Raw genomic sequence first — 14,434 nt, 5'->3', positions numbered from 1 at the left:
AGCGACCTGTGCCGCAAAGTTTCCCCCGGGGTATCTTCGCGCTGGTCGCTCGGATCGGCGCATGAACGGGTAGGGGGCGCATCGCATGCGCAAGTTGACCACGTCCTGGCGCCAGCCGCTGGGCCTTGCAGTCGCTGCAGCCGTCGTGCTGGCGACCGGAGCGGCGGGAGGGCCGGCGACGGCCACAACCGCCGCGCCTGCCGAAGCGACCGCGACCGGTCCGGCCGGCACGTACATCGTGCAGCTGGCTGATATCCCGGTAGCCGGGTACACCGGCAACATCGCGGGGTACAAGGCCACCAGGCCTGCCGCCGGGACGAAGTTCAACGGCAAGTCAGCCGAGGCCGGCAAGTACCGCAACTACCTCAACAGCCGCCACGAAACGGTCGCCCGGCAGGCCGGTGTGGCGAAGATCTACGACTACTCGATGGGCTTCAACGGATTCTCCGCGAAGATGACCGCCGCCAAGGCCGCCCAGCTGGCCAAGACCCCCGGCGTTCTGAGCGTGAGCAAGAACGAGATCCGGCAGGCCGACACCGTCAGTACGCCGACCTTCCTCGGCCTCGACAAGCCCGGTGGCCTCTGGGACCAGCTCGGCGGACCGGCCAAGGCCGGCGGCGGCGCCAGCATTGTCATCGGTGACATCGACAGCGGCCTCTGGCCCGAGAACCCCTCCTTCGCCCCACTGGCGAACCCCAGCAAGCTGACCGGCTTCCGGGGAAGCTGCGCGGCCGCCGAGCAGTGGACCCCCGCGAACTGCAGCAACAAGATCGTCAGCGCCCGGTACTACAACGCCGGACTCGGCGGCGACGCGGCGATCAAGGCAGCGCCGTACGTCGACGAGGTCGCCTCGGCCCGGGACATCAACGGCCACGGCTCGCACACCGCATCGACCGCGGCCGGCAACTACCACACCGACATGATCGTGAACGGCAACTCCCTCGGCTTCGGCAGCGGGATGGCCCCGGCGGCCAGGATCGCCGTCTACAAGGCGTTGTGGAACACCGGCTCCAGCGCCTCCGGCAGCACCGCCGACATCGTCTCAGCGATCGACGACGCCATCCTCGACGGCGTCGACGTGATCAACTTCTCGATCTCCGGCAGCACCACCAGCACCGTCGACCCGGTCGAGATCCAGTTCCTGTACGCCGCCACCGCGGGCATCTTCGTCTCCGCCTCGGCGGGGAACTCGGGCCCCGGCAGCAGCACTGTGGCGCACAACTCTCCCTGGCTGACCACGGTCGCGGCCGGTACCCACGACCGCCTCTTCGAGGCCAAGGTGACCCTCGGGAACGGCGCGAGCTACATCGGCGCCGGCAGCGGAGCCGCAGTACCGAGTAGCCCGCTCATCCTGTCCACCGATGCCGCGCGGGCCGGCGCCGACCCGACCGGGGCCCGGCTGTGCTACTCGAAGGCGTTCGATCCCGCCCACCCGGAAGGCTTCCTCGACCCGGTGAAGGTGGCCGGCAAGATCGTCGTCTGCGACCGGGGCAACAACGCCCGGACGGACAAGAGCGATGCCGTCCGCGAGGCGGGTGGCGTCGGAGTGGTCCTGGCCAACACCAGCCCGAACTCGCTCAACGCCGACTTCCACAGCGTGCCGACCGTGCACGTCAGCGACACCGCCGGCGCGGCGATCAAGGCCTATGTGAGCAGCAACCCCGCCGCGACCGCGTCGCTGGGTGCCGGAGCGAAGGTAGTCGGCGCGGAGGCCCCGTCCGTCGCCGCGTTCTCGTCCCGCGGACCGTCCCTGGCCGGGCACGGTGACCTGCTGAAGCCCGACATCATGGCACCCGGCGTGGACGTACTCGCCGCCGTCTCACCGGCCGCCAACGGCCGCAACTTCGACCTCCTCTCCGGTACGTCGATGGCGGCACCACACATCACCGGGATCGCGGCCCTGATCCGTCAGCTGCACCCGAAGTGGACGCCGATGATGATCAAGTCCGCGTTGATGACCTCGTCGTCGACGGTGGACAACAAGGGCAACGCGATCACCACCGACACCGGTGGTCCGGCCGGTGCGTTCGACTACGGCTCGGGCCAGGTCACGCCGAACTCCGCGGCCGATCCCGGTCTGGTCTACGACAGTGGCCCGATCGACTGGACCAGGTACCTCTGCGGGACCGGGGAACTCCCCGCGAACAACCTCCTGTGCCTCATCTTCGGCACCCGCGACCCGAGCGATCTGAACACCCCGAACATCGCGATCGGTGACCTGGCCGACTCCCAGACGGTGACCAGGACCGTCACCAACGTCGGAACCAAGAAGGCCACCTACAAGGCCCAGGTGACCGCGCCCGCCGGTGTCACGGCGAGCGTTTCGCCGGCGACTCTGACGATCGCGCCGGGCCGCACCGCGTCGTACAAGGTGACCTTGAAGCGGACGACCGCGCCGTACGGGGAGTATGCCGCGGGCAGCTTGAGCTGGAGCGATGGGACCCACACGGTTCGCAGCCAGGTGGTGGTGCGTCCGGTCGGCGTCAGGGCTGCCTACGACCTCAACGGCACCGGAAAGTCAGGACAGACGGGAGTCGCGGTGAAGAGTGCTTTCACCGGCACCCTGAAGACCTCTGTCGCCGGTCTGGTTCCGGCTGCCAAGCGGACCACGACGCTGACGAACCCGGACGGCTCCGCTTTCCCGACGGCGAACCCGGTCGCCTCGGCCCACACCGCGAAGTACACCGTGACCGTCCCGGCCGGGACCACCTTGGCCCGGTTCTCGACCTTCGACGCGGATGTGGCGGCGGGGACTGACCTCGACCTGTACGTCTACGAGGCCGGCACCGCCAACCTGGTCAGCTCCAGTGGGGGCGGTACCGCGGCGGAGCAGATCGACCTGGAGTACCCGGAGGCCGGCAGTTACGACCTGTACGTCAACATGTTCGCCCAGGCGAATCCCGCGGCGCAGCAGGCGATCAGTGAGTTCGACTGGCAGCTCGGCAGCACCGCCAGCGGCAACCTGACCGCCACTCCGGCGAGCAAGGCCACCACCATCGGCCAGTCGTTCACGCTGACGGCAGCCTGGTCGGGCCTCACCAAGGGGACGCGCTACCTCGGCACCTTGTCGTACGGCGACGGCACCTCCACCCTGGGGCGAACGGTGGTACGCATCAACGCATAGTGGTGATTCCGACACGCTAAGGAGCCAGGTGCTCCGATTTAGCGGGCCATGGCGGGCAGAATCGCGAAGGTGTTGCTGGTTCTGCTCGTCATGGTGCTCGCCGCGGGAGCGGCGCTGCTGACGGGCGGCCACCTCAGCTACCTCGCCGACAACACTCTGGCCGGTCTGCACTGGCTGGCCGCGGCTGCGACCGGACAGGTCCTCGGCTCGCTGACCGGCGGGATCGCTTACCCCGTTGGCCTGATCGGCTCGGCTGCCTGCATCGCCGTGTTCCTCCGGCTCAACCTGTTGCGTCCTGGCGTCGCCCTGCTGGCGGTCGGCTTCGGCAGCAACGCCCTGGTGGTGGCCCTGAACGGCGCGATGCCCGTGTCTTTGGCGGCTCTGGCTCGCGCCGGGCTCGACATGGTCGTCGTGGATGACCCACGCCATGAGATCGCCACTGCGGCTACCAGACTCCCCTGGCTCGGAGACGTAGTACCGGTTGCTCTGCCTTGGCTGGGCCAGGCGGTGAGCCCCGGCGACGTACTGATCGCCGCCGGCGCGGGCCTACTCCTGTACTCCGGCATGGGCGGCACCGGCCGCGTCCCAGTGGAGGCAGCGCCTTCGTGGGAAGAACTAGAAGCGAAAACCGCGGCCGATCACCCGGCGAAGTGACTCCACGACCACTGGGTCGTATTCCGCGCCGATCCCGAGGCCGATCGACTCCATCGCCTTGTCCGGACTCTGCCCGGTCCCCTCACCAACCAGCTGCTCGTAGGCCAGCGACACATTGACAATGCCGCTCTCCAGCGGGATGTCCGAGTTGTTGGCGCGACCTTGGCGATACGGATCATTCGAGTGCCGCACGATCTCCGCAACATGATCCAGCACCCCGGACCGCTCGATAATCGAGGCCCCAATCTCCGCGGCCTGCTGCCGCTCTTCCCTGCTGCGGAGAAGCGAAGCCCCACCCGGACTGGGATCCGCCAACGCCAACTGCCCGACACCGGACAGTAGGGCGGCGTACTCCAACGCCTCCATCCGAGCCGGCGTCAACCCAAGGTCGTTGCCAATAGCCACAGCCAGCGCGGCAGTCCGCGCATTCTGCCCCGGACTACTGAACCCAGCAATCTCCGTACTCCGAGCCATCGACCGCACCGTAGTCCGATACGTCCGCTGAGCCGACGCAAACCGCCTGAACGCAAACTGCGTCAACAAGAGCGGTACCACCACCAACGGCGGCGCCCACAATCCGAGCAATGAGGTTCCCGCGGCAAGGATCACGCCGCCCAGCCCCATGGCCATACCGATCTGTCCCATCACCATCAGTTCGTCGCGTAAGGACGCTGGGAACGGCTTGTTGTAGCGCTCGGTCGCCTGCCCTGCCCCGACCAGGGCATCGACCACTCCTGCGGTGAGCACCCCGAGCAGCATGGCCAGAATCAGTGGAAAGGCGTGCCGCCACGAGCCGTTCCAAGACAGGTCGGCCGGCGTTACGGCTGCGAAGACAACCGCTGCGCAAGCCACTGACAGAACCCGACGGCAAGAGACCACGAGGTCCCATCGGAGGCCCGCGATCGCGCGAGGCCCGACACCTACCATGGTCGCCACGAAGGTGACCGCGATGATCTGCGCGACGTCGGGCGGGGTGGCTAGGGACGGCCCTCGCAGCATCGCATAGGCCAGAGCCGCGCTGGTGGCGATCGGGGCCCTGTTGCGGCTGCGATCGACCTTGAACTGCACCATCTCGCCGATCGCGATCAGGAATCCGAAGGTCAGCACGAATGGCCACTCGGTTACGCCGTTGCGCGCGGTCATCAAGAGCGCGGTGAACCCGAGTCCGACGCCGGCCAGGACGATCACGACGCCGCTGCCGAGCTTCCGAAGTTCGAGACCTTCCACGTCTCCGGGGGCGGTCATGTCGGCCCCGCTGCCGAACCTGAGGCGCCACCACTGCTACCGAGGCTGAGGTCGTCGTGATCGAAGCCCGCCTGGACATTGGCGTCCGGCGCCGGCTGATCGACCTCGGCCGCCTTCCAGCCATCCTTCTTGATCAGCCTTACGAAGGCGTCGACGAGGCCGGGATCGAAGTGCGAGTTCTTGTCCTGTTCGAGGATGGCGAGAGTCTCCTCGACACTCCGCGCTGGACGGTAGGAACGGGTCGATGTCAGGCAGTCGAAAGCATCGACGATGCCGATGATGCGAGCGAAGTACGGGATGTTGGTTCCGCTGAGGCCGGCGGGATAACCGGTGCCGTCGAACTTCTCGTGATGATGGAGTACTGCCGACTTCACTTCCTCCAGGAACGGGATGTTGCCGATCAACTCGACGCCGCGGGCGGGGTGCAGCCGGATCGCATCCATCTCTGAGTCGTCAAGCCGACCTGGCTTCTGGATGATGCTCGTCGGCACACCGACCTTGCCGACATCGTGCAGGAGACCGGCGTGTTCCAGCGCATTCTGCCGGTCCTCACTCAATCGGAGGAACCTGCCCAGCATGCCGACACCTTCGCTCACGCGCTCTGAGTGACCGCGGGTGTAGAGGTCCTTCGTCTCGATCACCTGGATGAACGCCCGCATCGTGGCCGCCTGTGCCGTCTTCTCAACCTCGTACTGGGACAGAGCCCAGCGTGCGAACAGTAGCGGCACGAGCACGACCAGACCGGCCAGCGGCCCCAACCCACCGAGCCAGAGCACCGCTAGCAACAGACCAAGGAAGCCGTAGCCAGCCATCGGAAGGAAGGTCGGCAGCACCACCTGCCGCAGGAATTCGACCGGACTGGCCTTGCCGTCGATCCAGATCACCAGACAGACCAGAGCGGCGTTGGCGACGTGCTGCGCCAAGGTGGCCGCCGTGGTGGCGAAAATGGCACGGCCTTCATGGCTGAGAGCGCTATCACCCACTGGCCCCCCGGCCAGGGTGTAGGCGATGCCACCAGCGGCTGTAGCCAGGATGCGCTGGGCTCCGTTGAAGACCCGCCGGATGAGCGGAATCCGGCGACGTACCTGAGGTAAGTAGGCGACGGCCGCGGCTATCACCGCGGCCCACGGTCCAGCGATCACATAGACGGTCATCAGAACGACTGAGTCCAGCGAGGCCAGGTAGTTCGGCGCAACCGAGAATCGGAGGAATCCGCCGATAAGCATGAGAAGACACAACGCGAGGAGTGTCCATAGGTCCGAAACCTGCCCGCAAGCCAGCCCGAGGATCAGCAAAGCCAGGAGCGTCGCCAACGAGACGAACGTGCGCAACGCCACACGCCTCATCGCCCGCCCACCCGCTTCTGTCCGGAGCGTTGGCTCACCAGTCCCAGTAGTCGCCTAGCATAGGTCACCTCCGATCAGCGTCGCGGTCTTGTGCCTGGATTCAGGCACAGGGGGGCAGACAGCACATCGCTGACTCTTCATAATTCTGCTCATCAGGCGCGCCGCGAAACACTGTAGGCCAGACCGTGACTCGCCGCACTGTGCTCAACACACCTTCGTGGTATGAGAGACTGTGACTCTTTGCAGTTGTTACAAGGAGGCTTTCTAATGGGTAAGACCGGCCGCAAGCGTCGCGCACGCAAGAAGAAGGGCGCGAACCACGGCAAGCGTCCCAACGCCTGAGTCAGGCGGCTACGCAGAGCAAGGACCCCGGCGATAACCCGGGGTCCTTGCAATTTGGTCACATGTCACAACAAGACCACTAAACAACAGGTCCTGTATCCGGAGCGTCCTCGTTAAGTAACTGAATGCTATTTTCAAACAGTTGCTCCATGCTATTCAGTCTGGCGAACACTTGGGGAAGCCTTTGTCCTTCCCTGTGGATATCGACGGCACGTCGACGCACGAACCTCCTACAGTTGGCCGGGGTGATGTTTTGTATACCGCATCACTGCAGACTCGGAGCGGGAGACGGAGGTGGGTCGGCTGAGCACGGAGACGCTGGGGGACCTCCTCCGTGGCTACCGGACCCGCGCCGGCCTGACCCAGGCCGCCCTGGCCGAGAAGGCCGGTCTGAGCGAGCAGGCCATCAGCATGCTCGAGCGTGGATCCCGAAAGCGCCCCCGGACCGAGACACTGCAGGCCATCGCCGCAGCCTTGGGACTCGACTCCGAATCAGCAGACCGATTGTCATCGGCCGCTCGAGGCTCTCGTCGTGGGCCATCCAATCGGTCCATGGCTCTCCTGCGCGAGGAAGCCACTGTCGTTCCCCGACAACTTCCACCGACGTTGTCAGACTTCACTGGCCGCACATCTGAGCTTGAGGCCTTGGTTCGGGTCTTGACACCGGGCGAGGCGGTCGGGTTGGTGGGCATGGCTGCCGTGACGGGCATGGGCGGTGTCGGGAAGACCGCGCTCGCCGTTCATGCCGCTCATCTCGCCGCCGCCTCCTACCCCGACGGCAATCTCTATCTGGATCTACGCGGCTATGGCCCCGGAGATCCGATCACCCCGGCCGACGCACTAAGCCAACTCCTGCGGTCTCTCGGTATCAGCGGCCAGTCGATTCCTGAGGGCGTCGACGAGGCCGCTGCTCTCTACCGATCGCGGATGGCCGGCCTGCGTGTTCTCTTACTGCTCGACAACGCAAACGGCGCCGCCCAAATCAGACCGTTGCTTCCAGGCATTCAGGGTTCCGCGGTGATCGTTACGAGTCGGCGAGGTCTGACCACCCTGCCCGGCTTTCTCCAGGTCAGTCTCGCTCCCCTGTCGGAGACAGATTCAGTGGAGTTGCTGGGACGAATCGCGGGAGACGCGCGGGTGTCAGCGGAGGGTCCGGCGGCACATTCTCTGGCCCAGCTCACGGGACACCTGCCGCTTGCACTGCGGCTGATCGGCGCGCGGTTGGCTGCTCGCCCGACCTGGCCGATCGAACACGTGGTGACTCAGCTCCAGGACGAGCGGCGGCGGCTGGATGAGCTCGGCACGGGCGAGTCCGGCGTACGGGCCAACATCGTCGGTTCGGTCCAATTCCTGGCTGCGAGCGAACAGGCACTCGACCGGCAAGCGGCAGCTGCACTTGACCTGCTCGGCCTACCCAACGGCTCTGATCTGATCACCTTGACCACATCGCGCCTACTCGGCAAATCGGACGAACACACAGAGCAGTTGCTGGAGCGGCTCGTCGACCTCAATCTGCTGGAGTCGATGGCGCCAGGTCGCTACCGCCTCCACGACCTGATTCGCGCGTACGCCCGTGAACGCGCCAACCAGGTGTTGTCCGAGGGCGCACGGATCGATGCGCTCGCAAGGGTCCTGCAGCTCTACACCGGCATCGCCTGGCGATGCCAACAGCTGACGCACAGAGAGACTCCAAAACTGTCTTTGGCAGGCGACAGCCTCCAGGCTGCGCCGATCCTCTCCGATATCGGCGCAATACTGCAGTGGTTGGACGACGAACGAGCCAACATCGTCGAGGCCTTCCATCAGGGGCGGCGCTCCTCCGCTCTGCGTCCGCTACTCCCAGAGTTGGCGCTCGCGCTCTTCGGCTACCACGAGACGCGATCACGGTGGGCAGAAATGCGCTTGTTCGACGCTGTCGGCCGGGAGATTGCTGGCGAGCTCGGCTTCGGCCACCTCGCCGCGTGGCTCGAGCACGACCTCGCGATCCCGGATGCCGAGGCCGGCGACCTCGAACCCTCGCTGACCCATCTGCGCAACAGTCTCACCATGTTCCAGGAGATCTCCGACCTCGCCGGCCAAGCCCGATGCTGCTCTTCGCTCAGCCATGTCCTCGAGCGGAAGGGGCTGATTGACGAGGCGGTGGCCTCGGCTGAACAGGCGCTGAGCCTTAGCCAGCAGATCGACGACCAGACGGTCGAGGGCATCAGCTACCTCGCGCTCGGCACCCTCTATAACCGCCGCGGCGACCACCTCCGGGCCGAACGCTCGTTCAACCGTTCCCTCGCGCTGGCACACGGGACCAGCAACCTCCGCTCACTGGCCAAACGTTTCCAGATCGCCGGCCAGTCCTACGAAGCCGCGGGACTCTACGATCAGGCGATCGATTCACTCAGCAGGAGCCTGGAGGTGTTCAGCCAGATCTCCGACGGCAACACGCAGGCGGAAAGCCATCTCAGCCTGGCTGCCATCTACCGATCCAGAGGCGACCTGACCACCGCTACCGCGCAGGCGGAGACCGGGCTCCGTCTGGCCCGCACCTACGGCAACAAACAACGCGAAGGCCAACTCCTCACCGAACTAGGCAAGCTCGCCCAAGCGGCCGGCGACCTCTCTCAGGCCGAATCCCTCTGGCACCAAGCCGCCACCCTCCTCCACCCCGTCTCACCCCGCGACGAATCTGCTGCATTAGAACTTCTGCAGCTGAATCCACCGAACACAAAGGATCAGTAGCACATCCGCGACGGCCATGCACCGTCGAACGGCACGTCACCTAACCACAACCAAATGCGAGCCGCCTTTCACATCGCTCTCGGCGATCGCCCGCGACCGACGGCCCCCCGGCCTCGACGCTGCGCCTGCCGATTACCAACGCTTACCAGTCCCAACGGCCGTCGCCCATCACTCCCCTCGACATCCTCACCGAAGCGCTGTACCAGCACTGAAGCCTCTGCACACAACTCTGCAGCGACAGCCCCGTCGCCACCAGCGACAACCAATACAGTTGACCCGCACAAACCTTGCGCGACGGACGCCAGGTTCGCCAGTACGCGAGCAATGACTCGTCCCCGACGCCAACGACCGCGCCGCGATCGTCACGCCTGCCCTTGTCGTCAGTCCCACGAACCTGAGTTCCGCAGAGGTGGCGTCCAGCCCGATCTCGCAGAGCCTGATGAGTTCGCCGGTGACCGCCACGACCGACGGCGATGCTCCGATGGCAAGCCTGCGAAGTTCTTGGACGAAGGGCGCAAACTCGCTCCGCTTGAACGTCACGTCGCCGCAAGAGTCGACGCGTGAGACCGGCGGAAACCCCCGCTGGGCGATCTCAAGTTCTCTGAGGCCGTCGTTGGCGACGGGAGCTAGTCCTGGGTGGTGATTTCTACCCGGATCTGGGTGAGGCGCAAGAGGATCTTCTGGCGGAGGGCCTCGGGGGCGTGTTCGTCGCCGCAGGAGCGGTGGACGAGCTTCTTGACGCAGCGTTCCAGGTCGTACTGGTCGAGGCAGGGAGCGCACTCTTCCAGGTGCTGGCGGATCTCGTCGTTGCTCGCGTCTTCGAGTTCGTTGTCGATGAAGACGTACACACGCTGCAGGATCTCGCTGCAGTCGACGTCGTGGTGCTCGCCGCAGCTCACGACTTCTCCTCCTTGGCGGTGGCGGGGGCCTCGGCCCCGGCTGTTTCGTCCTCGTCCTCGGCGGGGATCAGGCCCCGCTCGCGGGCGTAGTCGCCCAGCAACTCGCGCAGCTGGCGCCGGCCACGGTGCAGCCGCGACATCACGGTGCCGACCGGCGTCCCCATGATGTCGGCGATCTCCTTGTAGGCAAAGCCCTCGACGTCGGCCAGATAGACGGCCAGCCGGAAGTCTTCGGGGATCGACTGCAGAGCAGACTTGATGTCCGAGTCGGGCAGGTGCTCGAGCGCGACCGCCTCGGCCGACTTCAGCCCACCGGGAGTGTGCGACTCGGCAGCGGTGAGCTGCCAGTCCTCGATCTCCTCGGTCGGCGACTGGGTCGGCTGGCGCTGCCGCTTCCGGTATCCGTTGATGAAGGTGTTCGTCAGGATCCGGTACAGCCACGCCTTCAGGTTGGTGCCCGGCGTGAACTGGTGGAACGAGCTGTACGCCTTCGCGAAGGTGTCCTGGACGAGGTCCTCGGCGTCGGACGGGTTGCGGGTCATCCGCATCGCGGCGGCATACATCTGGTCAAGGAAAGGCAGGGCCTCGCGCTCGAAGCGCTCGGTCCGCTGCTCGGGTGTCTCGGTGGTCGTAGGAGTCGGCATCGTGATCGAGAATACCGGTGTCTTCACAGTCTTCTGCGCGGGAGCCAGGCTCGTTGCCATCATGTTCGTCACAACACGCCCGGGAACCAGGTCATTCCCGAGCCCGGAAGCCCACTGAAAGCCGCCAGAACCGGCCCGTAGGTCAGCCCGAGACCTCGCGGCTGACCCATTCGAACACAGCTTCGACCAGCAGCTCGAAACTCTCGTCCTGACTGAGCTCCGCCCGCTTCGGCACCTTGAACGCGTGATCGGCGTCCGGTACGACGGCCATCTCGGTCAGCGGGGGGAATTCCTCGGGCGTCCCGAACGGATCCCGCTCCCCCTGCACGACCAGCGTGGGCAGCCCGGCCCCTTTCAGCTCGTCGACCCGGCTCTTGTCGGGCTTGCCGGGCGGATGCAACGGGAAAGACAGCGCCAGTACGCCGGAACCTCCGAGCTGCGAGGCGGTCCGGCAGGCAACCCTGGCCCCGGCACTCCGCCCACCCAGCACCAGCGGGGTCCGGATCCGGAGCTGACCGATGATCGCGATCCACGCCTCGTCCAGGATCTTCGGCGCCGGCGCGAGCTTCTTCCCGGCCCGGCGCCAGGGCTGTTCGATCAGGAAGACGTTGATGTCCTGCTTGGGCAGCCGCGCGGCGAGCGCGACCAGGTCACCGGCCTCGATCCCACCGCCCGCACCATGACCGAGAGCAAGAGTCGCCACCGGCCGGCGGGCGCGGTGCGCCATAATCCGGGCCTCACCGTGGGGCGTGGACACAATCCGTTCGTCGGTCACCCGCACATCCTGTCACTCCCCGGCCACAAGTGGTCGGCACCGTTAATTCGTCGAGTGGCTGCGGTGTCCAGGTGGGTGCATCGCAAGGCGGAGAAGGAGCCTCGATGCGGTGTTCATCGTGGCTTCTTCTCCAACGCGGCGAGGTGCCCGCCTGGGCGCCGCAGACGCCGACGAATTGACGGTGCCGACCACTAAGTTGGCCGCTGACGGATGTGTGTCAGAAGAGAGTCGTCTCCTCCGGCTCCGCGGGCTTGTCCAGCGGGTCGACGCCGTCGGGTGGGAGGGGGTCTACGAGGTGGGGGCCGTTGTTCTTGACCGAGCTGACGGCTTTGGAGACGGCGTAGGCCTCGAGGCGGCCGGGGGCGGCGGGGACCAGGAGGTCCAGGAGCTCGTCCGGGTCGGATTTGAGGGGATCCAGCCACGCGTCGTACCGGTCGCGTTCGACGAGGAGCGGCATGCGGTCGTGGATGCGACCGAGGTCGTCTTCGGCCGTGGTCGTCAGGACTGTGCAGGTCCAGAGCCAGGCCTCGTCGAGGTCGGCGTCGGCGACTGCTTTGTTGCGCCAGATCTCGTACAGGCCGGCCATCGCGAGGACGCCGCCGTCTGACGGGCGGATGAAGTACGGCTGCTTGACCGGCTTGCCGTTGAGCTTCTGCTCGGTCTCGTACCACTCGTAATAGCCGTCGGCCGGCAGCAGGCAGCGGCGTACGGCGAAAGCCTTCTTGAAGGCGGGCTTCTCGCCGACGGTCTCCATCCGGGCGTTGATCAGCCGGCTGCCGATGGAGGTGTCCTTGGCCCAGGACGGGACGAGGCCCCACTTGACCGTGGTGAGCTTGCGGACGACCTCGTCGGGTTGCTCGCGGTTGCGGCGCTCGACCACCGCGATCACCGGGTCGGTGGGGGCGACGTTGTAGTTGTCCGGCAGGTCCTCGACGGACTCCCGCACGTTGCCCGCCTCGATCTCGAACTCGATCACGAGGTCAGCGGGATCACGGCTGGACGCATATCGGCCACACATGAAAACCACCCTAGCCAAGCACGCCGACAGATTCCCGTACTACGGGAGCTCAGGACGGCGGCGACGGATCGCCTACCCCGTGATAGGCGATCCGCCACCGGCTTGTTGCGTCCGGGCACCCCCCTGTTGGTGACCGGACGCAAGTCCCTAGGAAGGTCTTGCGAGTTCGTCCAGCACCCGGCCGCCCCATTCGAAGGAGGCGGGCAGGCCCTCGATCCAGACCCGGGCCAGCTGGGGTTCGTCGCTGTCCAGCCGCCACTGGGTGATCAGGGCTCGTACCGTCTCGACCTGGTCCGGCAGGTTCGGCTTGCGATCGACGAGCGCCGCCGCGCGCCGTGTGCCGAGGCGCCCCAGTACGTCGCCACCCGCGAACACGATCCGCAGGCACTCCGCGACGTCGATGAGCCGGAGTTCGCGTTCGACCGGCGTGATCCCCGCCGGAGTGAGCGGTTCGACAACCACCAGTGCGTGGGTCGCCGGTACGGAAGTTCCACGGAGCTCAGCCTCCCGGTAGATCTCGCCGAGCCGGGACCGCAGGTGCGCCAGGCTGGACAGCCCGGTCAGCGGGTCCTCGCACGACAGCGAGTGCAGATAGATCAGTGATGCCTCGGCCCAGCTGGAACTGAGTGCGCGTACCGCGTCGAAAGCCGGCTCGCCCCCGGCGATCGAGCGGTACAACGCACTCAGCCCATCAAGTGCCTCGAGCAACGAGACTCCGTCTTCCGCCAAACGGCGGCCGACCTCGTCGCTCGCAGGCACAACGTCGGCACCGTCCTGCAACGCCTCCGCGATCGCGAGGTAGGCGCTGCGGTCGGTGCCAGCTGTGCCGTACGGCTCCCTCCGTCCGTACGGTTGCTCCGGCGACGACGCCTCCGACCGGTCCCGGGCGAGCGACCCCGCCAGGTTCAGGGACCAGGACGGACGCAGATCGAACCGCCTGCGGAAGTCCGCGAACAGCGACATGTCCCTCCTGAGGTCCCTTCGTCTCCCGCCCGGGTGGCCGGAGGCGTCGTTCTGGGAGTGAGACAGTGCCGTGACACGTTCATGACGCGGATTCTCCGAAGTTTTTTCGCGTAACCTCAGGACCGCTGTCGTCGTCATGAAAGGTGCGCGAATCCGTCACCCATGGGAGCCTTGATTCCGGCAACTATGTGACAGACGGTGACGGTGGAGTGACAAGTACAGGGGGAAGCCAGATGGAGACGCCGGAAGCGCCTAGCGACGCGGAACTCATCGCGCGCGTGCGCACCGGCGATCTCGAGGCGTACGGCGAGCTCTTCGGCCGCCATCAGCACGCTGCCGTCCGGATGGCCAGGCAGCTGGTCCCGCCGAATGACGCCGACGATCTGGCCAGTGACGCCTTCTCCAAGGTGCTCGATGCCCTCCGCAACGGTGGCGGCCCGGACATCTCCTTCCGTGCCTACCTGCTGACCACGGTCCGCCGGGTCCACGTCGACCGGATCCGCTCGGGCCGGAAGGTCCAGACCACCGACGACATCGCGTCGTACGAGCGTGAGCCCGAGACATTCGACGATCCGACTGTCACGGGGTTCGAGAGTGGCGCCGCGGCGAAGGCCTTCGCGAGCCTGCCTGAGCGCTGGCAGGCCGTCCTCTGGCACACCGAGGTCGAGGGCGAGAAGCCCGCCGCCATCGCTCC

General features: G+C 66.3%; 12 protein-coding genes. 5 read left to right on the top strand and 7 right to left on the bottom strand.

The features are described from left to right. Positions 1 to 85: 85 nt before the first annotated feature. A complete protein-coding gene (locus VFG33_RS05065) occupies positions 86 to 3,124 on the top strand; it encodes a S8 family serine peptidase (RefSeq protein WP_325022890.1) in 3,039 nt (1,012 codons plus the stop codon). Between the two features lie 69 nt (positions 3,125 to 3,193). Further along, positions 3,194 to 3,778, top strand: coding sequence for a DUF5317 domain-containing protein (locus VFG33_RS05060; RefSeq protein WP_325022888.1), 585 nt, complete (start codon positions 3,194 to 3,196; stop codon positions 3,776 to 3,778). Here the strand turns inward: VFG33_RS05060 and VFG33_RS05055 are convergent. Both VFG33_RS05055 and VFG33_RS05050 read right to left on the bottom strand, forming a co-directional pair. After that, the gene (locus VFG33_RS05055; protein ID WP_325022886.1) at positions 3,740 to 5,023 is read right to left on the bottom strand and encodes an HD-GYP domain-containing protein; all 1,284 of its coding nucleotides are present in this window, start codon (positions 5,021 to 5,023) and stop codon (positions 3,740 to 3,742) included. The genes VFG33_RS05060 and VFG33_RS05055 overlap by 39 nt on opposite strands. Next, on the bottom strand, positions 5,020 to 6,369 hold the full coding sequence (locus VFG33_RS05050; RefSeq protein WP_325022883.1) for an HD-GYP domain-containing protein: 1,350 nt from the start codon (positions 6,367 to 6,369) through the stop codon (positions 5,020 to 5,022). Before VFG33_RS05050 ends, VFG33_RS05055 begins: the two co-directional genes overlap by 4 nt. 267 nt (positions 6,370 to 6,636) lie before the next feature. Here VFG33_RS05050 and VFG33_RS41220 point away from each other — a divergent pair, with 267 nt between their 5' ends. After that, the gene (locus VFG33_RS41220; RefSeq protein WP_369759046.1) at positions 6,637 to 6,711 is read left to right on the top strand and encodes a 50S ribosomal protein bL37; all 75 of its coding nucleotides are present in this window, start codon (positions 6,637 to 6,639) and stop codon (positions 6,709 to 6,711) included. Between the two features lie 294 nt (positions 6,712 to 7,005). Continuing rightward, positions 7,006 to 9,441, top strand: a complete 2,436-nt coding sequence (gene relB / locus VFG33_RS05045; RefSeq protein ID WP_325022881.1) for a type II toxin-antitoxin system RelB family anti-toxin — start codon at positions 7,006 to 7,008, stop codon at positions 9,439 to 9,441. A gap of 626 nt (positions 9,442 to 10,067) precedes the next feature. Here the strand turns inward: relB and rsrA are convergent. The 5 genes from rsrA to VFG33_RS05020 all read right to left on the bottom strand — a co-directional run bounded on the left by rsrA (position 10,068) and on the right by VFG33_RS05020 (position 13,740). Then, the gene (rsrA, locus tag VFG33_RS05040; RefSeq protein ID WP_325022878.1) at positions 10,068 to 10,340 is read right to left on the bottom strand and encodes a mycothiol system anti-sigma-R factor; all 273 of its coding nucleotides are present in this window, start codon (positions 10,338 to 10,340) and stop codon (positions 10,068 to 10,070) included. Then, on the bottom strand, positions 10,337 to 10,984 hold the full coding sequence (locus tag VFG33_RS05035; RefSeq protein WP_325022877.1) for a sigma-70 family RNA polymerase sigma factor: 648 nt from the start codon (positions 10,982 to 10,984) through the stop codon (positions 10,337 to 10,339). Before VFG33_RS05035 ends, rsrA begins: the two co-directional genes overlap by 4 nt. 142 nt (positions 10,985 to 11,126) lie before the next feature. Further along, the gene (locus VFG33_RS05030; RefSeq protein WP_325022875.1) at positions 11,127 to 11,759 is read right to left on the bottom strand and encodes an alpha/beta hydrolase family protein; all 633 of its coding nucleotides are present in this window, start codon (positions 11,757 to 11,759) and stop codon (positions 11,127 to 11,129) included. A gap of 217 nt (positions 11,760 to 11,976) precedes the next feature. Next, on the bottom strand, positions 11,977 to 12,777 hold the full coding sequence (locus tag VFG33_RS05025) for an SOS response-associated peptidase (protein WP_325022873.1): 801 nt from the start codon (positions 12,775 to 12,777) through the stop codon (positions 11,977 to 11,979). Between the two features lie 147 nt (positions 12,778 to 12,924). Then, positions 12,925 to 13,740, bottom strand: coding sequence for a hypothetical protein (locus tag VFG33_RS05020; RefSeq protein WP_325022871.1), 816 nt, complete (start codon positions 13,738 to 13,740; stop codon positions 12,925 to 12,927). 233 nt (positions 13,741 to 13,973) lie between these two features. Between VFG33_RS05020 and VFG33_RS05015 the strand changes: the two genes are divergently transcribed. Further along, the coding region (locus VFG33_RS05015; RefSeq protein WP_325022869.1) for an RNA polymerase sigma factor at positions 13,974 to 14,434 on the top strand (461 nt) is incomplete at its 3' end.

Source organism: Kribbella sp. (assembly GCF_035687465.1).
Taxonomy (GTDB): domain Bacteria; phylum Actinomycetota; class Actinomycetes; order Propionibacteriales; family Kribbellaceae; genus Kribbella.
Note: the sequence above shows the minus strand (reverse complement) of the source record. Positions and strands in the feature narration are given on the sequence as shown.

What these genes read in the sequence shown, in the direction of transcription:
- VFG33_RS05055 (WP_325022886.1), bottom strand. Translation starts at nt 5,023, where the DNA reads ATGACCGCCCCCGGAGACGTGGAAGGTCTCGAACTTCGGAAGCTCGGC.
- VFG33_RS05065 (WP_325022890.1), top strand. Translation starts at nt 86, where the DNA reads ATGCGCAAGTTGACCACGTCCTGGCGCCAGCCGCTGGGCCTTGCAGTC.
- VFG33_RS05050 (WP_325022883.1), bottom strand. Translation starts at nt 6,369, where the DNA reads ATGAGGCGTGTGGCGTTGCGCACGTTCGTCTCGTTGGCGACGCTCCTG.
- VFG33_RS05035 (WP_325022877.1), bottom strand. Translation starts at nt 10,984, where the DNA reads ATGCCGACTCCTACGACCACCGAGACACCCGAGCAGCGGACCGAGCGC.
- VFG33_RS05025 (WP_325022873.1), bottom strand. Translation starts at nt 12,777, where the DNA reads ATGTGTGGCCGATATGCGTCCAGCCGTGATCCCGCTGACCTCGTGATC.
- VFG33_RS05020 (WP_325022871.1), bottom strand. Translation starts at nt 13,740, where the DNA reads ATGTCGCTGTTCGCGGACTTCCGCAGGCGGTTCGATCTGCGTCCGTCC.